Source organism: Bradyrhizobium sp. 613_E4_N2_2 (assembly GCF_052075995.1).
Taxonomy (GTDB): domain Bacteria; phylum Pseudomonadota; class Alphaproteobacteria; order Rhizobiales; family Xanthobacteraceae; genus Bradyrhizobium; species Bradyrhizobium barranii.
Genome location: NZ_CP197234.1, coordinates 7,928,965 through 7,945,321 on the forward strand (window position 1 = coordinate 7,928,965; position 16,357 = coordinate 7,945,321).

Annotated in this window: 13 protein-coding genes; 5 read left to right on the forward strand and 8 right to left on the reverse strand. The window is 64.7% G+C overall.

Annotation, left to right across the window (positions count from 1 at the left end; all coding sequences use genetic code 11):
* Positions 1 to 3: 3 nt before the first annotated feature.
* Positions 4 to 1,635 (forward strand): chaperonin GroEL, encoded by a 1,632-nt coding sequence (gene groL / locus AB7290_RS37590; RefSeq protein WP_071909505.1) that lies wholly within the window; start codon positions 4 to 6, stop codon positions 1,633 to 1,635.
* A gap of 143 nt (positions 1,636 to 1,778) precedes the next feature.
* The gene (locus AB7290_RS37595; RefSeq protein ID WP_085403377.1) at positions 1,779 to 2,990 is read left to right on the forward strand and encodes a hypothetical protein; all 1,212 of its coding nucleotides are present in this window, start codon (positions 1,779 to 1,781) and stop codon (positions 2,988 to 2,990) included.
* Between the two features lie 135 nt (positions 2,991 to 3,125).
* Here the strand turns inward: AB7290_RS37595 and AB7290_RS37600 are convergent, their stop codons facing one another.
* Both AB7290_RS37600 and AB7290_RS37605 read right to left on the reverse strand, forming a co-directional pair.
* Entirely contained in the window at positions 3,126 to 3,524 is a 399-nt protein-coding gene (locus AB7290_RS37600; protein WP_063985629.1) for an META domain-containing protein, read from the reverse strand.
* A gap of 242 nt (positions 3,525 to 3,766) precedes the next feature.
* A complete protein-coding gene (locus tag AB7290_RS37605; protein WP_085403378.1) occupies positions 3,767 to 5,431 on the reverse strand; it encodes an L-lactate permease in 1,665 nt (554 codons plus the stop codon).
* Positions 5,432 to 5,738: 307 nt separating this feature from the next.
* Here AB7290_RS37605 and AB7290_RS37610 point away from each other — a divergent pair, with 307 nt between their 5' ends.
* Positions 5,739 to 7,502: an ABC transporter ATP-binding protein/permease gene (locus AB7290_RS37610; protein WP_085403379.1), complete on the forward strand. Its 1,764-nt coding sequence runs from the start codon at positions 5,739 to 5,741 to the stop codon at positions 7,500 to 7,502.
* A gap of 255 nt (positions 7,503 to 7,757) precedes the next feature.
* Here AB7290_RS37610 and AB7290_RS37615 read toward each other — a convergent pair whose 3' ends face one another.
* From AB7290_RS37615 to AB7290_RS37630, 4 genes are all read right to left on the reverse strand, one after another.
* The gene (locus AB7290_RS37615) at positions 7,758 to 8,789 is read right to left on the reverse strand and encodes a TorF family putative porin (protein ID WP_071909500.1); all 1,032 of its coding nucleotides are present in this window, start codon (positions 8,787 to 8,789) and stop codon (positions 7,758 to 7,760) included.
* Between the two features lie 450 nt (positions 8,790 to 9,239).
* Positions 9,240 to 9,614 (reverse strand): histone, encoded by a 375-nt coding sequence (locus AB7290_RS37620; protein WP_071909499.1) that lies wholly within the window; start codon positions 9,612 to 9,614, stop codon positions 9,240 to 9,242.
* A gap of 68 nt (positions 9,615 to 9,682) precedes the next feature.
* Positions 9,683 to 11,005, reverse strand: a complete 1,323-nt coding sequence (gene glcF / locus AB7290_RS37625; protein ID WP_085403380.1) for a glycolate oxidase subunit GlcF — start codon at positions 11,003 to 11,005, stop codon at positions 9,683 to 9,685.
* The gene (locus AB7290_RS37630) at positions 11,002 to 12,240 is read right to left on the reverse strand and encodes an FAD-binding protein (protein ID WP_085403381.1); all 1,239 of its coding nucleotides are present in this window, start codon (positions 12,238 to 12,240) and stop codon (positions 11,002 to 11,004) included. The genes glcF and AB7290_RS37630 overlap by 4 nt, the downstream gene beginning before the upstream one ends.
* Positions 12,241 to 12,461: 221 nt before the next feature.
* Here AB7290_RS37630 and AB7290_RS37635 point away from each other — a divergent pair, with 221 nt between their 5' ends.
* Complete coding sequence (locus tag AB7290_RS37635) at positions 12,462 to 12,947, forward strand: putative quinol monooxygenase (protein ID WP_094184315.1); 486 nt, start codon at positions 12,462 to 12,464, stop codon at positions 12,945 to 12,947.
* 45 nt (positions 12,948 to 12,992) lie between these two features.
* On the opposite strand, the gene AB7290_RS37640 is transcribed toward AB7290_RS37635, so the two are convergent.
* Together AB7290_RS37640 and AB7290_RS37645 are read right to left on the reverse strand one after the other, a co-directional pair.
* Positions 12,993 to 14,156: an acyltransferase family protein gene (locus AB7290_RS37640; protein ID WP_085403382.1), complete on the reverse strand. Its 1,164-nt coding sequence runs from the start codon at positions 14,154 to 14,156 to the stop codon at positions 12,993 to 12,995.
* 26 nt (positions 14,157 to 14,182) lie between these two features.
* Complete coding sequence (locus tag AB7290_RS37645) at positions 14,183 to 15,676, reverse strand: FAD-linked oxidase C-terminal domain-containing protein (protein ID WP_085403383.1); 1,494 nt, start codon at positions 15,674 to 15,676, stop codon at positions 14,183 to 14,185.
* A 264-nt stretch (positions 15,677 to 15,940) separates the two neighbouring features.
* Here AB7290_RS37645 and cycA point away from each other — a divergent pair, with 264 nt between their 5' ends.
* A complete protein-coding gene (gene cycA / locus AB7290_RS37650; RefSeq protein WP_014491900.1) occupies positions 15,941 to 16,336 on the forward strand; it encodes a cytochrome c-550 CycA in 396 nt (131 codons plus the stop codon).
* Positions 16,337 to 16,357: the final 21 nt, after the last annotated feature.

A 16,357-nucleotide genomic window follows, 5' to 3' on the forward strand; every position in this document is an offset into this window, starting at 1 on the left:
GAAATGGCTGCCAAAGACGTCAAGTTTTCCGGAGACGCGCGCGAACGCATGCTGCGCGGCGTCGACATTCTCGCCAACGCCGTCAAGGTGACGCTCGGTCCGAAGGGCCGCAACGTCGTCATCGAGAAGAGCTTCGGCGCACCCCGCATCACCAAGGACGGCGTCACCGTCGCCAAGGAGATCGAGCTCGAGGACAAGTTCGAGAACATGGGCGCGCAGATGCTGCGCGAAGTCGCCTCCAAAACCAACGACACCGCGGGTGACGGCACCACCACCGCGACCGTGCTGGCCCAGGCCATCGTGCGCGAAGGCGCCAAGGCTGTTGCCGCCGGCATGAACCCGATGGACCTCAAGCGCGGCATCGACACCGCGGTTACGGCTGTCATCAAGGACATCGAGAAGCGCGCCAAGCCGGTCGCCGCCTCCTCCGAGGTCGCCCAGGTCGGCACCATCTCGGCCAACGGCGATGCCGCCATCGGCAAGATGATCGCCCAGGCGATGCAGAAGGTCGGCAACGAGGGCGTCATCACCGTCGAGGAGAACAAGTCGCTCGACACCGAGGTCGACATCGTCGAGGGCATGAAGTTCGACCGCGGCTATCTGTCGCCCTACTTCGTCACCAACCCCGAGAAGATGACCGCCGAGTTCGAGGACGCCTACATCCTCCTGCACGAGAAGAAGCTGTCCGGCCTGCAGGCCATGCTGCCGGTGCTGGAAGCCGTGGTGCAGTCGGGCAAGCCGCTCGTCATCATCGCCGAGGACGTCGAGGGCGAGGCGCTGGCCACCCTGGTCGTCAACCGCCTCCGTGGCGGCCTCAAGGTCGCCGCCGTCAAGGCGCCGGGCTTCGGCGACCGCCGCAAGGCCATGCTCGAGGACCTCGCGATCCTCACCGGCGGCCAGCTCATCTCCGAGGACCTCGGCATGAAGCTCGAGAACGTCACGGTGAAGATGCTCGGTCGTGCCGGCAAGGTCGTGATCGACAAGGAGAACACCACGATCGTCAAGGGCGCCGGCAAGAAGCCGGAGATCGAGGCCCGCGTCGGCCAGATCAAGGCCCAGATCGAGGAGACCACCTCGGACTACGACCGTGAGAAGCTCCAGGAGCGTCTCGCCAAGCTCGCCGGCGGCGTCGCGGTGATCCGCGTCGGCGGCGCGACCGAGATCGAGGTCAAGGAGAAGAAGGACCGCGTCGAGGACGCGCTCAACGCCACCCGCGCCGCGGTGCAGGAAGGCATCGTCCCCGGCGGCGGCGTCGCGCTGCTGCGGGCCAAGAAGGCGGTGGGCCGTCTCACCAACGCCAATGCCGACGTCCAGGCCGGCATCAACATCGTGCTGAAGGCGCTGGAAGCCCCGATCCGCCAGATCTCCGAGAACGCGGGCGTGGAAGGCTCGATCGTGGTCGGCAAGATCCTGGAGAACAAGTCCGAGACCTTCGGCTTCGACGCCCAGAACGAGGACTATGTCGACATGGTCGAGAAGGGCATCATCGATCCCGCCAAGGTGGTCCGCACCGCGCTGCAGGACGCCTCGTCCGTGGCCGGCCTGCTGGTGACCACCGAGGCCATGGTCGCCGAAACGCCGAAGAAGGAAGCTCCGCCCGCCATGCCGGGCGGCGGCGGCATGGGCGGCTTCTAAGCCTCCGTTCCGTTACAATGTTGCGAAGGCCGCCTCCGGGCGGCCTTCTTTTTTGCCGACCCTGCCCCTTCTGCTTTCCAATTCAACCGGCGGCCAAAACCCACTACGGTGGCGCGCCGATTCGATTGCGCGAGGATTCATCGATGCGTGCGCTTCTGGTTTGTTCGACAGCCCTTTTGGCGGCCCTGCTTGCCGTCTCGCCCGATGTCGCATCGGCCCAGATGAAGCTGTCGCCGAAGGCCACGGCGCCGGGCGGGACGGAGACCCGCTATTTCACCTCGATTGACGGCCTGATGGACGGCAATGCCGACGTGATCCTGAAGGAGACGCGGCAGGGCAAGACGGTGACGGCGGCCGTGCTCGACGTCTGCTATCCCGTCGCAAAGAATTCCGACCGCAAGGACCGCTTCGTCGTCAATCTCCAGGTCGCGGGCCAGAACCTGACGGGCACGACCCAGAGCCTCGGCGAGAAGGCGCCCGTCACCGTCAAGCTGCTGCGCAAACAGTCCGGCGACACGTTCGAGTTCCGCGGCCAGATCGCGATCGGCCAGGCCGTGACCGAGGTCACCTCGCCCGACAATTCCGATCTCAGCGAGAAGGAATTTCAGGACAACCAGACCTCCGACGACGGCATCACGCCGCAGCCGAAGGATTTCACCGACGTCTCTCCGGAAGCGATCGCGGTCAAGGTCAAGCTGGATGCGGCGTCCGAGTTCCTGAAGAGCCTGAAGGGCCAGGACGTCGAGGTGACGCTGGCGAGCCTGACCGTCGGCTGCGACGCGCTGCGTGCCGGCGAGCAGACCATCAACATGTCGGTCGATCCGGAACGCGCCGGCGCGCTGCTGGCGAAGTTCAAGGCGATGCCCGGCGTCACCGCGGCGGGCTGGACCGCGGGCATGACCGAGATGGACCGCACCATCCGCTTTCCCGCGGCCGACTGGCGCGACGGCGACAAGATCAGCCGGGACAAGCTCGCCTCAGCCGTCGCCGGCGTGATGAGCCGGACGCTTGCGGCAAAGCAGGTCTCGCACAGCTTCAACCCGGCCACCGGCAAGCTCAAGCTCGTCTTCAAGCGGCCGAACCAGGATTTTCCGGCACTCGAGCTCACCGACACGATCGAGGTTGCAGGCCTCATCTCGCCCGACAAGCCCGGCACGACCGACAAACTGATGCTTTGGATCGGCAGCCCCTCGACCACGACCGCCGATGAGAGCAGCGGCGCCAAGCTCAATCTCTCGGACGACGCTTCGGCCGACGAGGAAGGCGATCAGCCCGACGACAACGGCTCGATCGAAGCGCTCGCGAAAGAGCTGAAAGGCCAGCGCTGGGACGCCGACAAGTCGGTGTGGAAGTAGGCGTAGACACCCACTCTCGCCGTCATCGCCCGGCTTGACCGGGCGATCCAGTACTCCGAGACAGTTGTGGTTGAATCGAGAGGCCGCGGCGTACTGGGTGCCCCGGTCAAGCCGGGGCACGACAGCGATCGCGCCTCAATTCCCCGTCGTGCGAAAGCGCAGCGGCTTGGGACCGATCAGTGTCAGTACGTCGCCCTGACGCTTCCAGGTCTCGACGCTGCTGAGCGACGCGACGAGTTCGTCGTCGGCCTGCGCCCTGGCCGGCGGACAGGAACGGTCCTGGATCTGGCCGGGGACGAAGATCACCGTGTTGCCGGCGACCGAGAACTGGCCCTTGCCACCCTTGCACCAGAGCTCCAGCACGACTTCGCCATTGTCGCCGATCTCGATGTTCGGAATCCGCTTCGAGCCCGGCTGCGGCAGGGCCTCCAGCGTCATCTCGGTACCGAACGGAAAACCGTCCTCGGCACGCGCGAGCGTGGACATCGCGAGCATTGCAACCGCCAAACACGCCATCTGCTTGAGCGAAACCATGAGACCTCTCGACCGACCTGATTTGCGGCACGTTCTATAAGACGGCGGCGCTGTTGAGAAGGTTCGCGGAGGCTAAAGCGCGATGAGATTGGGACGAATCGTCATCGCGCTTCAGGTTGTTGTTTGAGCGTGATCTTTTCGGAAAACCGCTTCGCACTTTTCCGGATCATGCTTTAGATGCAAAAATCCCCGCAAGGCAGCGAAGCCCTGCGGGGATTTGCGTTGAAGCGAGGCGTGACCTGCTACTTCAGCACCATCGCCGTGAACGGCCAGACATAGGCCTGCAACGTCACGAACAGGCCGACCAGGGAGGCCAGCACGATCGAGTGCCAGAACACGAAGCGCAGGATCGTGCCCTCATGGCCGTACCAGTTGGTGGCAGTGGAGGCGACGACGATCGATTGCGCGTCGATCATCTTGCCCATCACGCCGCCGGACGAGTTCGCCGCAGCCATCAGGATCGGCGACAGGCCGAGCTGCTCGGACGTAATCTTCTGCAGATTGCCGAACAGCACGTTGGAAGCGGTGTCCGATCCCGTCAGCGCCACGCCCAACCAGCCGAGCAGCGTGCCGAAGAAGGGATAGAGCACGCCGGTTGCGGCAAAGGCGAGGCCGAGCGTTGCGTCGACGCCGGAGAGCCGCGTGAGCGTACCGATCGCGAGCATCGCCGAGATCGTGATCAGCGAGATCGCGCAGAGCCGGATGGTGCGGCCGTATTGGATCAGCAGCCTGCCGGGACCGACACCCATCAGGAAGCCGGAGATGATCGCGGCAATCAGCATGCCCGTGCCGGTGAAGGACAGGTAGGTGAAGCCGAACACCGCGCTCTCTTTGGTCGGCCCTGGCGCGACCGGCGGCATCTTGTTGATCATCTGATGCAGCTCGGGAACGGGATAGTTCCAGGTGAAGATCGAGTTCGCCCAGGTCTTGAAGCCGCCATTGCCCCAGACCAGCATCACGATGCAGACGATGATCCACGGCAGCAGCGCGCTGAACAGCTCGCTCTGCGTCAGCGGCGTCATGTCGAGCGGCTTGGCCGCAGCCATGGTGGAGGCCGATTCATCGTTCCCGCGCAGCGCCGGCGACAACCAGAGCTGCCTGGGTTGCCACACCTTCAGGAACAGGATCAGCGCGCCCATCGAGATCAGCGACGCCCCGATGTCGACGATCCAGGGATTGATGAAGTTCGAGATCACGAATTGCGGGACCGCGAACGACACGCCGGTGACGAGGATCGCCGGCCAGACGTCCTTCATGCCCTTCCAACCCGCAAACGCCCACACCACCCAGAACGGCACGATCAGAGAGAAGATCGGCAACTGCCGTCCGACCATCGCGCCGAGGATGTAGGGATCAAGCCCGGTGACCGAGGCAAGACCCTGGATCGGCGTGCCCAGCGCGCCAAAGGCGACCGGCGCGGTATTGGCGATCAGCGACAGGCCGGAGGCCGCGAGCGGCGAGAAGCCGAGCCCGATCAGCACGGCGCCCGTGATGGCGACCGGCGTGCCGAAGCCCGAGGCTCCCTCGAAGAACGCGCCGAAGGAGAACGCGATCAGCAGCAATTGCAGCCGCCGGTCCTCGGTGACGCCGCCGACCGCGCGCTTGAGCAGCTCGAAGCGCCCGGTGGTGACCGTCACCTGGTAGAGGAAGATGACGTTGAGAACGATCCAGCCGATCGGGAAGAAGCCGGTCACGATGCCGAGGATCGAGGCGCGGATCGACATGTTCGCCGGCATGGTGAACACGAAGATCGTGATCAGGTTGGCCACGATCACGGCGATGATTGCAGCAATATGGGCCTGGACGCGACCGCTCGCGATCAGGATCAGCAGCGTGACGACGGGTATTGCCGCCGCGATCGTCGACAGCACCGGGCTGTGCAGCGGGTCATAGACTTGATTCCACATGGTCTTCCTCCCCCACGCCTGTTGCGGCAGGCGGCCCGCGTGGACAGCCGAACCTGCTTGACGCTGGAAGCGATAACCCCCGAGCTGGACGCGAATTCCTCGCGAGTGCGGCGGTTCCCGTCCGCTCACAAGCCCGCGAAGTCCCGGAGGCCCCCACCCCGCGCCGTTGTACCCATGCTAGGGTTGCAAGCTGCGACAAGCCAACGCAAATTGATGAACTTGCGACTTTAGTCTAAGCGCTTTCTGCCGTTGCCACAGCCATTTGGCCTATGGCCGTTGTGCACATCCCCTCAGGAGACAGAGCTCTGTGAAGAACATCAGCGCCACGCTCGCGATCGTCTGGCGAATCGCCGTCCCCTATTTCCGCTCGGAGGACAAGTGGGCAGGCTGCGGCCTGCTCGCCGCCGTGATCGCAATCGAGCTGGCGCTGGTCGCGATCGACGTGCTGGTGAACCAGTGGCAGAACCGGTTCTACAGCGCGCTCCAGAACAGCGACTGGGACGCCTTCGTCACGCAGATCTGGATCTTCATCGGCCTCGCCTTCACCGCGATCGCGCTGGCGGTCTACAAGCTGTACCTGAACCAGTGGCTCCAGATCCGCTGGCGGCAGTGGCTCACCCAACACTATCTCCGCGAATGGCTCGACGGCTCCACGCATTACCGCATGCAGCTCAAGGGCGATGCGGCCGACAACCCTGACCAGCGCATCACCGACGACGTCAAGAACTTCGTCGAGCAGACCCTGACGATCGGACTGGGCCTGCTCTCGGCGATCGTGACGCTGTTCTCCTTCGTGATCATCCTCTGGGGCCTGTCCAACGCCGCGCCGCTGCACCTGTTCGGCACCGATCTCATGATCCCCGGCTATTTGTGCTGGGGCGCGTTGATCTACGCGATCTTCGGCACCGCGCTGACGCACTGGATCGGAGCGCCGCTGGTCAATCTCAATTTCGAGCAACAGCGCTATGAGGCCGACTTTCGCTTCAACCTCGTCCGCGTCCGCGAGAATTCCGAGCAGATCGCGCTGCTCAAGGGCGAGGGCGCCGAACGCGGCGGTCTCTTCCGTCGCTTCGGCTTCGTGATCGGCAACTGGTACGCCATCATGAGCCGGACCAAGCGCCTCACCGCGTTCACGGCGAGCTATCAGCAGGCTGCCGTGATCTTTCCCTACGTGCTGGTGGCGCCAGCCTTCTTCGCCAAGAAGATCCAGCTCGGCGACATGATGCAGACGGCATCGGCCTTCTCGAGCGTCCAGGGTGCGCTGTCGTTCTTCGTGGTGGCCTACCGGGCGCTGGCGGAATGGCGCGCGATCGTCGCCCGTCTCGACGGCTTCGAGATGTCGGTGGCCTCGGCCGCACACCCGCCGACGCATGAGCCGACCATCGGCCTTGCACCATCCGGCAGCACGACGGCGATCGCGCTCAAGCAGCTGCTCGTGAAGCTACCGAACGGTGCGCCTCTGGTCGCAGCCGATGCCTTCACGATCCAACCGGCGGAGCGGGTCTTGGTGACCGGGCCGTCGGGCTCCGGCAAGTCGACGCTTTTCCGGGCCATCGCCGGCGTCTGGCCGTTCGGCACCGGCACCATCGCCATACCCGGGAAATCGAAGCTGATGATGCTACCGCAGCGCCCCTACTTCCCGATCGGCCCGCTAGGCGACGCGGTCATCTACCCGGCAGAACATGGCGCCGTCGCACCGGAGAAAATCCGGGACGCACTCATTGCGGTCGGCATGCCGAAGCTGGCCGAGCGACTCGACGAGGACGGTCATTGGAACAGGACGCTCTCGCTCGGCGAGCAGCAGCGCCTGGGGCTCGCGCGCGCCCTCCTGCACGTGCCGGATTATCTGTTCCTCGACGAGGCCACGGCGTCGCTGGACGAACCATCGGAAGCCCGGCTGTACCGGCTGCTGGCGGAGAAGCTGCCGCAGGCCACCATCGTCTCGATCGGCCACCGCTCGACGCTCGACGCCTTCCACACCCGCAAGGTGGCGTTGGTGAAGGACGGCGAGATCCACGTTCTCGGCAAGGACGGCGAGCCGGCCCAGGCGGAGCCGACCGCGGCGAGCTGAGGTGACACAACCAAGCCTGAGGCTAGCCTCGGTAGGACCTTCGTTGCAGCCACCCTTCGAGACGCCGCCTCCGGCGGGCTCTTCAGGATGAGGTCTGTAATCGCGGCAAGATCCTCGACCCTCATGGCGAGGAGCGCCGCCTGGCGGCGCGTGTCGAACCATGCAGGCCGAGCGCTCTCACAGACGAGCCCAAGCCCAAAGCAAAAGGGCGGCAGATTGCTCTGCCGCCCTCGTTAGGTCGTCTCGGGAAGAAACTTACTTCAGGTTGGTCATCGCCGTCAGGTCGACCGAGAGCTTGGCGACGCCGGCCGCGCTGCACCAGTTGGAGCCGAACGCCGTGGCCGCGTTCGCGCCGCCATTGATCGGCGTCACGAAACCGGGGCTGGAGTTGGTGGCCGAGAAGTCGCTGGTGAAGGCGTTGCAGTTACCCTTCGAGAGGTCGGTGTCGTAGTAGCGCAGATCGAGCGTGAACACCTTGTAGGTGAAGCCGACGCCGACGTTCCAGGTGTTGTAGCTCGGCTCCTTGATGCCGTTGGAGTACAGCGGGTCGCCGGCAATGCCGTAGAAGATGTCGGAGGTGCCGAGCCACTGACGGCCGAATTCACCCGACACATACATGCCGACGCCGCTGGCACCGAACGTGGTGCTCGGCGCGGTCCACTTGGCGGTGATCGAGGCGTAGTTACCCCAGGCGCCGAGGTTCAGGAAGTTCGGCGAATAGTACTCGTTGAAGCCAACGACCCACTGGTCGTTGATGTTGAGATTCAGCTTGGCATAGACTTCGTAGAAGCTTGCGTCCTTCTTGGCGAAGTTGCCGTTGATCGGAAGGCCGATCGCGCCCTGCGAATTGTCGAGGCCGGTGCCGCAATTGCCCTGGGCGAGGGTGCCCTGCGAACCGAAGCAGCTTCCGCCCGGATAGAGGTAGCCCCAGATACCGAAGTCGAAGGCGAACATGCCGAAGGTCGGGCGGATACCGCCGTAGATGTCGACTTCAGCCGCGGCGCGGTTCGGGAACGAGATGCTCTCCGCGGACGCACCGACGTAGAGCTGGAGGTCCTTGTTGACGTTGTAGCGCGGCTCGAAATAGGCGGCGACCGACGGGTTGTGGTTCGACTGAGTAACGCCGCGGAAGATGTAATCGCTCATGATGCCGGCGCCGAAGGCGACATCCCAGGGGTCAAAGGCGGGCGGCGGCGGGGCCTTCAGAGCCTTGACCGGCATGTCTGCCGCGAAAGCCGAACCCGTCACCATTGCCAGCGCCGTTGCCAACAAAGCCACTTTTTTCATTTCGATCCCCATCACCAGTTCTACCCAGTCGGTTTCCCGGAAGCCCCCCGGGCGTACGACGTGTCTGCAAAATTTCGTTACCGCGACAATCTGGATGGGAGGATGCGAACCGTGAAGCAAAAATCACGAGCATCTGCCGACTTTTTAGGCGTTCTGACGATTCTACAGAAGGTTGTCCGCCTGTGTTGCTTCTCGATCACATTATTTTCATTCCAAAGTGCACAGAGCCGCCCGGATTAATACGGGAGCCGCCGGTGCAGTGGTGCCTGTGCCACGAATCGGACTGACGCGAGAAACGACAACCGGGCGGCGACCATTGTGCCGATGCAAAAAGGCCGCAGCATCACCGCCGCGGCCTTCCTGTTGTCGGTCGTTGTCGTCGGGATGGACCCAGCCTTGGCCCTCACCTTGGACCTGACTTGGACCCTAACCGTGGGAGCCCCTCGGGGCCTAACCCTGCCCTTCGGCCGGCGTCGGCTCCGCAGAAGACGAAGGCATCGCCCAGCTTGTCTCGGCGGCGGGCTCCGGAGCCGGAGCCGCCACCGGCGCTGAGGGCTTCGGCGCAGGAGCTGCCTTCGCCTTCTTCGGCGCCGCTTTCTTTGCGGCCTTCTTCGGTGCAGCCGGCTTGGCAGCCTTCTTGGCCGACTTCTTCGCAGCCTTCTTGGCGGCCTTCTTCGGGGCGGCCTTCCTGGCAGATTTCTTCGCAGACTTCTTGGCAGACTTTTTCGCGGACTTCTTGGCTGCCCTCTTCGCGGTCTTCTTCGCCGCTACAGCCTTCTTGGCCTTTTTGGCCTTCTTGCTTTTTTTCTTCTTCGCTTTCGCCATCGTGGTCCTCCTGTTGCCGCCGAACAATGGTCGATCGGGCGTCTTCAGCCGTCACCTCCGGACGAAGGCTAGCTCGAGGCATTCAATGCCGGCCGCGACCCGCCCGTAGCCCAATCGAGAAGCTCAATCGTGTGTACGACCGGAACTGACGTGCCACTGGCAATCTGCACCATGCAGCCGATATTGCCCGCGGCAATCATGTCCGGCTTGACGCTTGCGATGTTGGCGACCTTGCGGTCGCGCAACCGGCCCGCAAGCTCGGGCTGGAGAATGTTGTAGGTCCCCGCCGAGCCGCAACACAAATGGCTCTCCGGCACATCTTTCACCACGAATCCATTCTTGGAAAGCAATTCTTTCGGAAGGCCCGTGATTTTCTGCCCGTGCTGCAACGAACACGCGGAGTGATAGGCGACGACGATATTGTCCTGTCGCGTAGTGGTCGCGAGCTCGAGGCCGGCAACGAATTCGGTGATGTCCTTGGCGAGCGTGGACACCTGCGCTGCATCGGCGGCAAACGCCGTGTCCTCGCGCAGGAGATAGCCGTAGTCCTTGATCACCGTGCCGCAGCCGGAGGCCGTCACCAGGATGGCGTCGAGCCCCTCGCCGGCCGCTTCCTTTCGCCACGCCGCGACGTTGGCGCGGGCCCGCGCCAACGCATCCTGGTCGTTGCCCAGATGGTGGGTCAGCGCGCCGCAGCACTGCTCGTCCCGGACCAGGACAACCTCGATGCCGTGGCGGGTGAGGAGGCTGATGGCGGCCTGGTTGATGCGCGGCGCCAGCACCTGCTGGGCACAGCCTTGCAGCAGCGCGACCCGGCCGCGCTTCTTGCCGAGTGCCGCGAATACGCTGCCGGGGAGCGGGCCGGGCGACGGCAGACGGTTCGGCGCCAGCGCCAGCATCGCCTTGAGGCGCTGGATCAGGCCGGGCGTCGCCGACGGCCGCGGCGTCGGCAGGAATACGGCAAGCGGACGGGCGAGGCGCGCCAGCCACATGCTGGTGCGGAAGAGCTGCGGATTCGGCAGGACAAAGGCCAGCACCTGGCGCAACAGCCGCTCGGTCAGCGGCCGCTGATAGCGCTGCTCGATCCTGACCCGGGCCTGGTCGACGAGGTGCATGTAGTTCACCCCCGAGGGGCAGGTCGTCATGCAGGACAGACACGACAGGCAGCGGTCGACATGCTTGACCACCTCGGCCGTCGGGGTCTGGTCCTTCTCCAGCATCTCCTTGATCAGGTAGATGCGGCCGCGCGGGCTATCGAGCTCGTCGCCGAGCAGCACATAGGTCGGACAGGTTGCAGTGCAGAAGCCGCAATGGACGCAGGCGCGCAGGATCTTGTCGGCTTCCGCGATGTCGGGGTCGGCGAGCTGCGCCAGTGAGAATTCGGTCTTCATGCCGCAGCGCCCCGCGTCAGCCGCCCCCGGTTGAGAATGGTTTTCGGATCGAAACTGGCGCGGACCCGATCGCTCAGCGCGGCAATGCCGGGCGCCTGCGGATGGAATACGTCGACACCGCGCCTGACGTCCTCGGCCGCCCGGATCAGCGTGGCGTGCCCGCCCACAGCATCCGCACGCTGGCGCACGGCCGGGGCATGCGCGTCAGCCTTCGGCGGCAGCGCGGCCCAGATCAGGCCGCCGCCCCAATCGTAGATGATGTCGCCGCCGGTCTCGCGCGCCAGCTGGGTCCCGAGCACCGCGCCGGAAGCCGGCGGACAAACGATCCGCCACACCGGCCAGGCCCCAACTGCACCGCCGGCCGCGAACGGCAGGACGTCGCGGATCGTGGCCCACAATGCGGCGGAGGCCACATCCTCGACCAGCGTCGCGGTTCCGAACGGCGCCAGCAATTCGCGCAGCGAGCCGGCGCGGTGCGCGGCGGACGCCGTGATGCCCTCGAGCCGCAGCACGGTTAGCGCTTCGCCCTGGCTGGCGATGTCGCCCAGCCCGTCGGTCTTCGCCCGGAAGGCCGATTTCGGCAGATGCGCGGCGGCGGAGACGTCGAAGGGCGAGCCGAGCGCCGCGGTCATCGCCTTGTTGGCGACGGCATCGTCGAGCCCGCGCAGCAGCAGCGTCCGCTCCGCTTCGGGCTTCGGCATCACCTTGAGCGTCACCTCGGTCATTACCGACAGCGTGCCCCAGGACCCCGCCAGCAGCTTGCAGAGGTCGTAGCCGGTGACGTTCTTCACCACCTTGCCGCCGGTCTTGAAGCTGTCGCCGAAACCGGAGACGGCGTGCGCCCCGAGCAGGTGATCGCGCGCCCCGCCCGCCTTGATCCGCCGCGGACCGGCGAGACCGGCCGCGATCATGCCGCCGATGGTACCCAACGCGGGCGTGCCGAGCAGCGGCGCGGTGTTCATCGGCTCGAAGGCGAATTGCTGGTTCTTGGCGTCGATCAGCGACAGCACGTCGGCCAGCGGGGCGCCGGCCTGGAGCGTGACGATCAGCTCGTTGGGTTCGTAGGAGGTGACGGCATTCAGCGCGGAGAGGTCGAGCACGGCGTTGGTCGCCATTGTGTGGCCAATGCTGCGCTTGCTGCCATGACCGATGATCTCGAGCGGCTGCTCGTTGGCAATCGCCGCGCGCACCACCTCTTCGACGTCTTTGGCGTCTCTGACCCTGAGCGTATCCACGGGAAAAGGCGGTAGCGAAATTCGCCGCCAAAATCAAATGCGGCGTGACGCCGGCGATCAGCGCCGGTGCAGTCGGGGATCCGGCACGGGCGACCACGACGCTTCGATCATGATCGAAGCGTTCACGACATCGACACTTCGACCAGCGGCGAACCAAAGCCGGCAGGCCCTCGCTACAAGCTTGCGCCGATCGCGATCGAGGCCAACCGATGGAGACAAGCATGCGATCGACACATCAGCGGCTGGTGCCGCGCGTCCACGAAGCGTTCAGCCGCAGGTCGGTGATCCGGGCCTTCGGAGCCGTCCTGGCGATCTATCTCTCGCCATGGGCGGCGGCGTCATCTCAAGCCCAGCAGCAAGGAGCAAGGACCATGAACCACTATGCCACGCAGAAATCCCTCAGCGACGCCGTCGACGGCGGCGGCCTGCTCGTCGTCGCGCAATGGGAGGCCAAGCCCGGCGAGGCCGACAAGGTCGCCGCGATCCTCGACCGCTTCCTGCCGGAGGCGCAGCGCGAGGAGGGCGTCAAGCTGTTCCTGATCTCGCGCGCCAGGGACAATCCGGCCCAGTTCCTGTTCTACGAGCTGTTCCGCGACGAGGCCGCGTTCAAAGCGCACCAGGAGAGCGCGCATTTCAAGACCTGCATCGCCGGCGAAGCCCTGCCGCTGCTGGCGAAGCGCGAACGGGCTCAATACGCACTCATGTAAACACCAGCTCGTATGCCGCGGTTCGATCTGGACCGCGGCATACGACTATATGATCGCGCGCAGCGGCGATCTGCGCAGGATCAGTGCCGAGACGGCCAAGCTGCCGATCGCGGCCAACATGGTCAGCAGGAGCGCCTTCGTGAGTGCGAAGAGCGGCAGTGCGTGCAGAAGCAGGGCAAAGCCGACCAGGATCGGCGGATGGATCAGGTAGACGCCGAAGGCGTTGTCCGAGAGCCATTTGGCGACCGGCCCTTGCGCGTCGAAATAGCGGCGGTAGACGGCCAGCATCAAGAGACCCATGCCGACGCAGACCAGCGCCTCCCACAGGCACTTCCCGGCACTGACGACGTTGAAGCCGCCTGCATAGAGCGCGGTGTCCCCCTGCAGGCCTCCCCCGAACAGCACGAGCGCTGCAAACAGCGGCACAGAGAGCGACAGCGCGAGCAGTCCCCAGCGGATACAGGAGCGCTCGGCAAGCCCAACCATCCAATTGCTGCGATAGCCGACGGCGCCGGCTGCGAACATGAGAGCGTATTGCGGGAGATCGCCGGGGTGAACGTTGAGCACGGAGGTATCGGCGTGGATGGCGATGCGAACGGCGAAGGTGAACGCCGCCATGGCCGCAACGAACAGAACAATCCCCGTGCCGCACAGCGCAACCTCGGGCTCCCGCCATCCGGTCTGGCGGATCAGGCCATAGAGGAGCGAGACCAGCAGCAGCACCGCGCAAAACCACATCGGTCCCGTCTCGGAAAGCCATTCGCCGTCCATCAGATGGGTCAGCCATTGATGGCCGAAACCGCCCTTGCCCCAAGTCCATGACAGAAAATACTGCGTCAGCGGGCCGATCACCAACATGTAGAGCAAAGTCGGCAAGCCGAGCCTGATCAGCCGATCACGCGCAAATTTCGAAAGTCCTTTCCGATCGAAGGCGCCGACGGCGAAATAGCCGGCGATGAAGAACAGCGCGGCCATGAAGAAGGCCTGGAGGAAGCTCTGATAGATGCCGAAGAAGAGGGCCGTGCCGAAGCCGGTCTCCCGCCGGTCGACATAGTACCAATTGCCGAACGGACTGTAGGTGTCGGCTGCGTGCATGCTCAGCACGAGAATGATCATCGACCAGCGGATGTTGTCGATGAACAGCAGGCGCGACTTCGCCAGCGGCCTGCCCGGCGCTTCTTTCGTCACACTGATCCGAACGTCCGCCATGTCGCCGCCATGCCGGGTATCGACCGTCAGAACCGCGGAATGTCCGGAAACGCCACCTTCCCGGCGTGCACATGCATGCGGCCGAGCTCGGCGCAGCGATGCAGGGTCGGAAACACCTTTCCGGGATTGAGCAGGCCCTGCGCGTCAAAAGCGCATTTCAGGCGCTGCTGCTGGTTGAGGTCGATCTCGGTGAACATCTCCGGCATCAGGTCGCGCTTCTCGATGCCGACGCCGTGCTCGCCGGTGAGCACGCCGCCGAACTCGACGCAGGCGCGCAGGATGTCGGCGCCGAAGGCCTCGGCGCGCTCGATCTCGCCGGGCTTGTTGGCATCGTAGAGGATCAGCGGATGCAGATTGCCGTCGCCGGCGTGGAACACATTGGCGCAGCCGAGCTGGTACTTTTCCGACAGTTCGCGGATGCGGGCGAGCGCCTTCGGCAGCGCGCCGCGCGGGATCGTGCCGTCCATGCAGAGATAATCGGGCGAGATGCGGCCAACGGCCGGAAACGCCGCTTTGCGGCCGGCCCAGAACAAATTGCGCTCGGCCTCGGAGGTCGAGATCTGGCAGGTGGTCGAGCCGCAAGCATTCGCAATGGTCTCGACGCGCGTGATCAGCTCGTCGACCTCGATCTTGGGACCGTCGAGCTCGATGATGAGCAGCGCTTCGACGTCGAGCGGATAGCCGGCATGAACGAAGGCCTCGGCGGCGTGGATCGCCGGCTTGTCCATCATCTCCATGCCGCCGGGAATGATGCCGGCGCCGATGATGCGCGCCACGCATTCGCCGGCCGCCTCAACCTGCGCGAAGCCGACCATCAGCGCCCGCGCCGTCTCCGGCTTTTGCAGGATGCGCACCGTGATCTCGGTGATGACCCCGAGCAGACCTTCCGAGCCGGTGATGACGCCCATCAGGTCGTAGCCGGTGTTCTCCGCCGACTTGCCGCCGATGCGCAGGATCTCGCCGCTCATCAGGACAATCTCGCAACCGAGCACGTTGTTGGTGGTCATGCCGTATTTCAGGCAGTGCACGCCGCCGGAATTCTCCGCGACATTGCCGCCGATCGAGCAGGCGATCTGCGAGGACGGATCGGGGGCGTAGTAGAAGCCGGCATGCGCGACCGCCTGGCTGATGGCGAGATTGGTGACGCCGGGCTCGGTGACGACGACGCGGTTGTCGAAATCGATCTCGCGGATCCGCTTGAACTTGCCGAGCCCGAGCAGCACGCCATCTTCCAGCGGCAGCGCGCCCCCGGACAGCGAAGTGCCGGAGCCGCGCGGAACCACCTTGATCCCCTGCCCGGCACAATATTTCAGGACGAGCGAGACCTGCTCGGTGGTGTCGGGCAGCACCACGACCATCGGCGGCTGCCGATAGGCCGTCAGCCCGTCGGATTCGTAGGCCCGCATCTCGGAGGCGCTGTCGATCACGCCCTCGCCGGGCACGATTGCGCGCAATGCAGCCACGATCTCAGCGCGGCGCGCCAGCACGGCCTGGTCGCTCGCGGGCATCATGATGGCCATAACATATCCTTCCGACTCGTAGCCCACGATCAAATTATCGCGGCAAATCAACCACGTCCGCGCCTGTTTGGGTAGGCCATCCGAAAGTCGGAGCGGCCATCTTCGGCGAGTTCGCTCTGGGACAAGTAGGGCAGCATGAAACCTGTCATGGTTTCGCGGCTTGTCCAAGCCGGGCGGGCCTGCCAAAACCGGCGGGTCCGTCGTTTGCCGACCAGGCAAGACCGACCAGCCTAGACCCACCAGGGAAGAGACGAAGAGCACCCGATGACAAAACTGACTTTTGGCGCACTGATGATCCTCACCGTGACTGCCACCGCACCCGCCGCGATGGCGCAGGATGTTGCGGCCGGCAAATCGTCGTTCAACAAATGCCTGGCCTGCCACGCCATCGGCGAAGGCGCCAAGAACAAGGTCGGCCCCGAGCTCAACGGCCTCAACGGCCGCAAGTCAGGCACCGCACCGGACTACAATTATTCGGATGCGAACAAGAATTCCGGCATCACCTGGGATGAAGCCACGTTCAAGGAATACATCAAGGACCCCAAGGCCAAGATCCCCGGCACCAAGATGGCGTTCGCGGGCATCAAGAACGAGAACGAGATCAACAATCTCTGGGCCTTCGTCGCGCAGTTCGACAAGGACGGGAAAATCAAGCAGTAAGCGCGTGAACGGCGGCCGCCC

Coding starts and splice junctions, on each gene's coding strand:
- groL (WP_071909505.1), top strand. CDS start 4: ATGGCTGCCAAAGACGTCAAGTTTTCCGGAGACGCGCGCGAACGCATG.
- AB7290_RS37615 (WP_071909500.1), bottom strand. CDS start 8,789: ATGAAAAAAGTGGCTTTGTTGGCAACGGCGCTGGCAATGGTGACGGGT.
- cycA (WP_014491900.1), top strand. CDS start 15,941: ATGACAAAACTGACTTTTGGCGCACTGATGATCCTCACCGTGACTGCC.
- AB7290_RS37645 (WP_085403383.1), bottom strand. CDS start 15,676: ATGGCCATCATGATGCCCGCGAGCGACCAGGCCGTGCTGGCGCGCCGC.
- AB7290_RS37620 (WP_071909499.1), bottom strand. CDS start 9,614: ATGGCGAAAGCGAAGAAGAAAAAAAGCAAGAAGGCCAAAAAGGCCAAG.
- AB7290_RS37640 (WP_085403382.1), bottom strand. CDS start 14,156: ATGGCGGACGTTCGGATCAGTGTGACGAAAGAAGCGCCGGGCAGGCCG.
- AB7290_RS37595 (WP_085403377.1), top strand. CDS start 1,779: ATGCGTGCGCTTCTGGTTTGTTCGACAGCCCTTTTGGCGGCCCTGCTT.
- AB7290_RS37600 (WP_063985629.1), bottom strand. CDS start 3,524: ATGGTTTCGCTCAAGCAGATGGCGTGTTTGGCGGTTGCAATGCTCGCG.
- glcF (WP_085403380.1), bottom strand. CDS start 11,005: ATGAAGACCGAATTCTCACTGGCGCAGCTCGCCGACCCCGACATCGCG.
- AB7290_RS37605 (WP_085403378.1), bottom strand. CDS start 5,431: ATGTGGAATCAAGTCTATGACCCGCTGCACAGCCCGGTGCTGTCGACG.
- AB7290_RS37635 (WP_094184315.1), top strand. CDS start 12,462: ATGCGATCGACACATCAGCGGCTGGTGCCGCGCGTCCACGAAGCGTTC.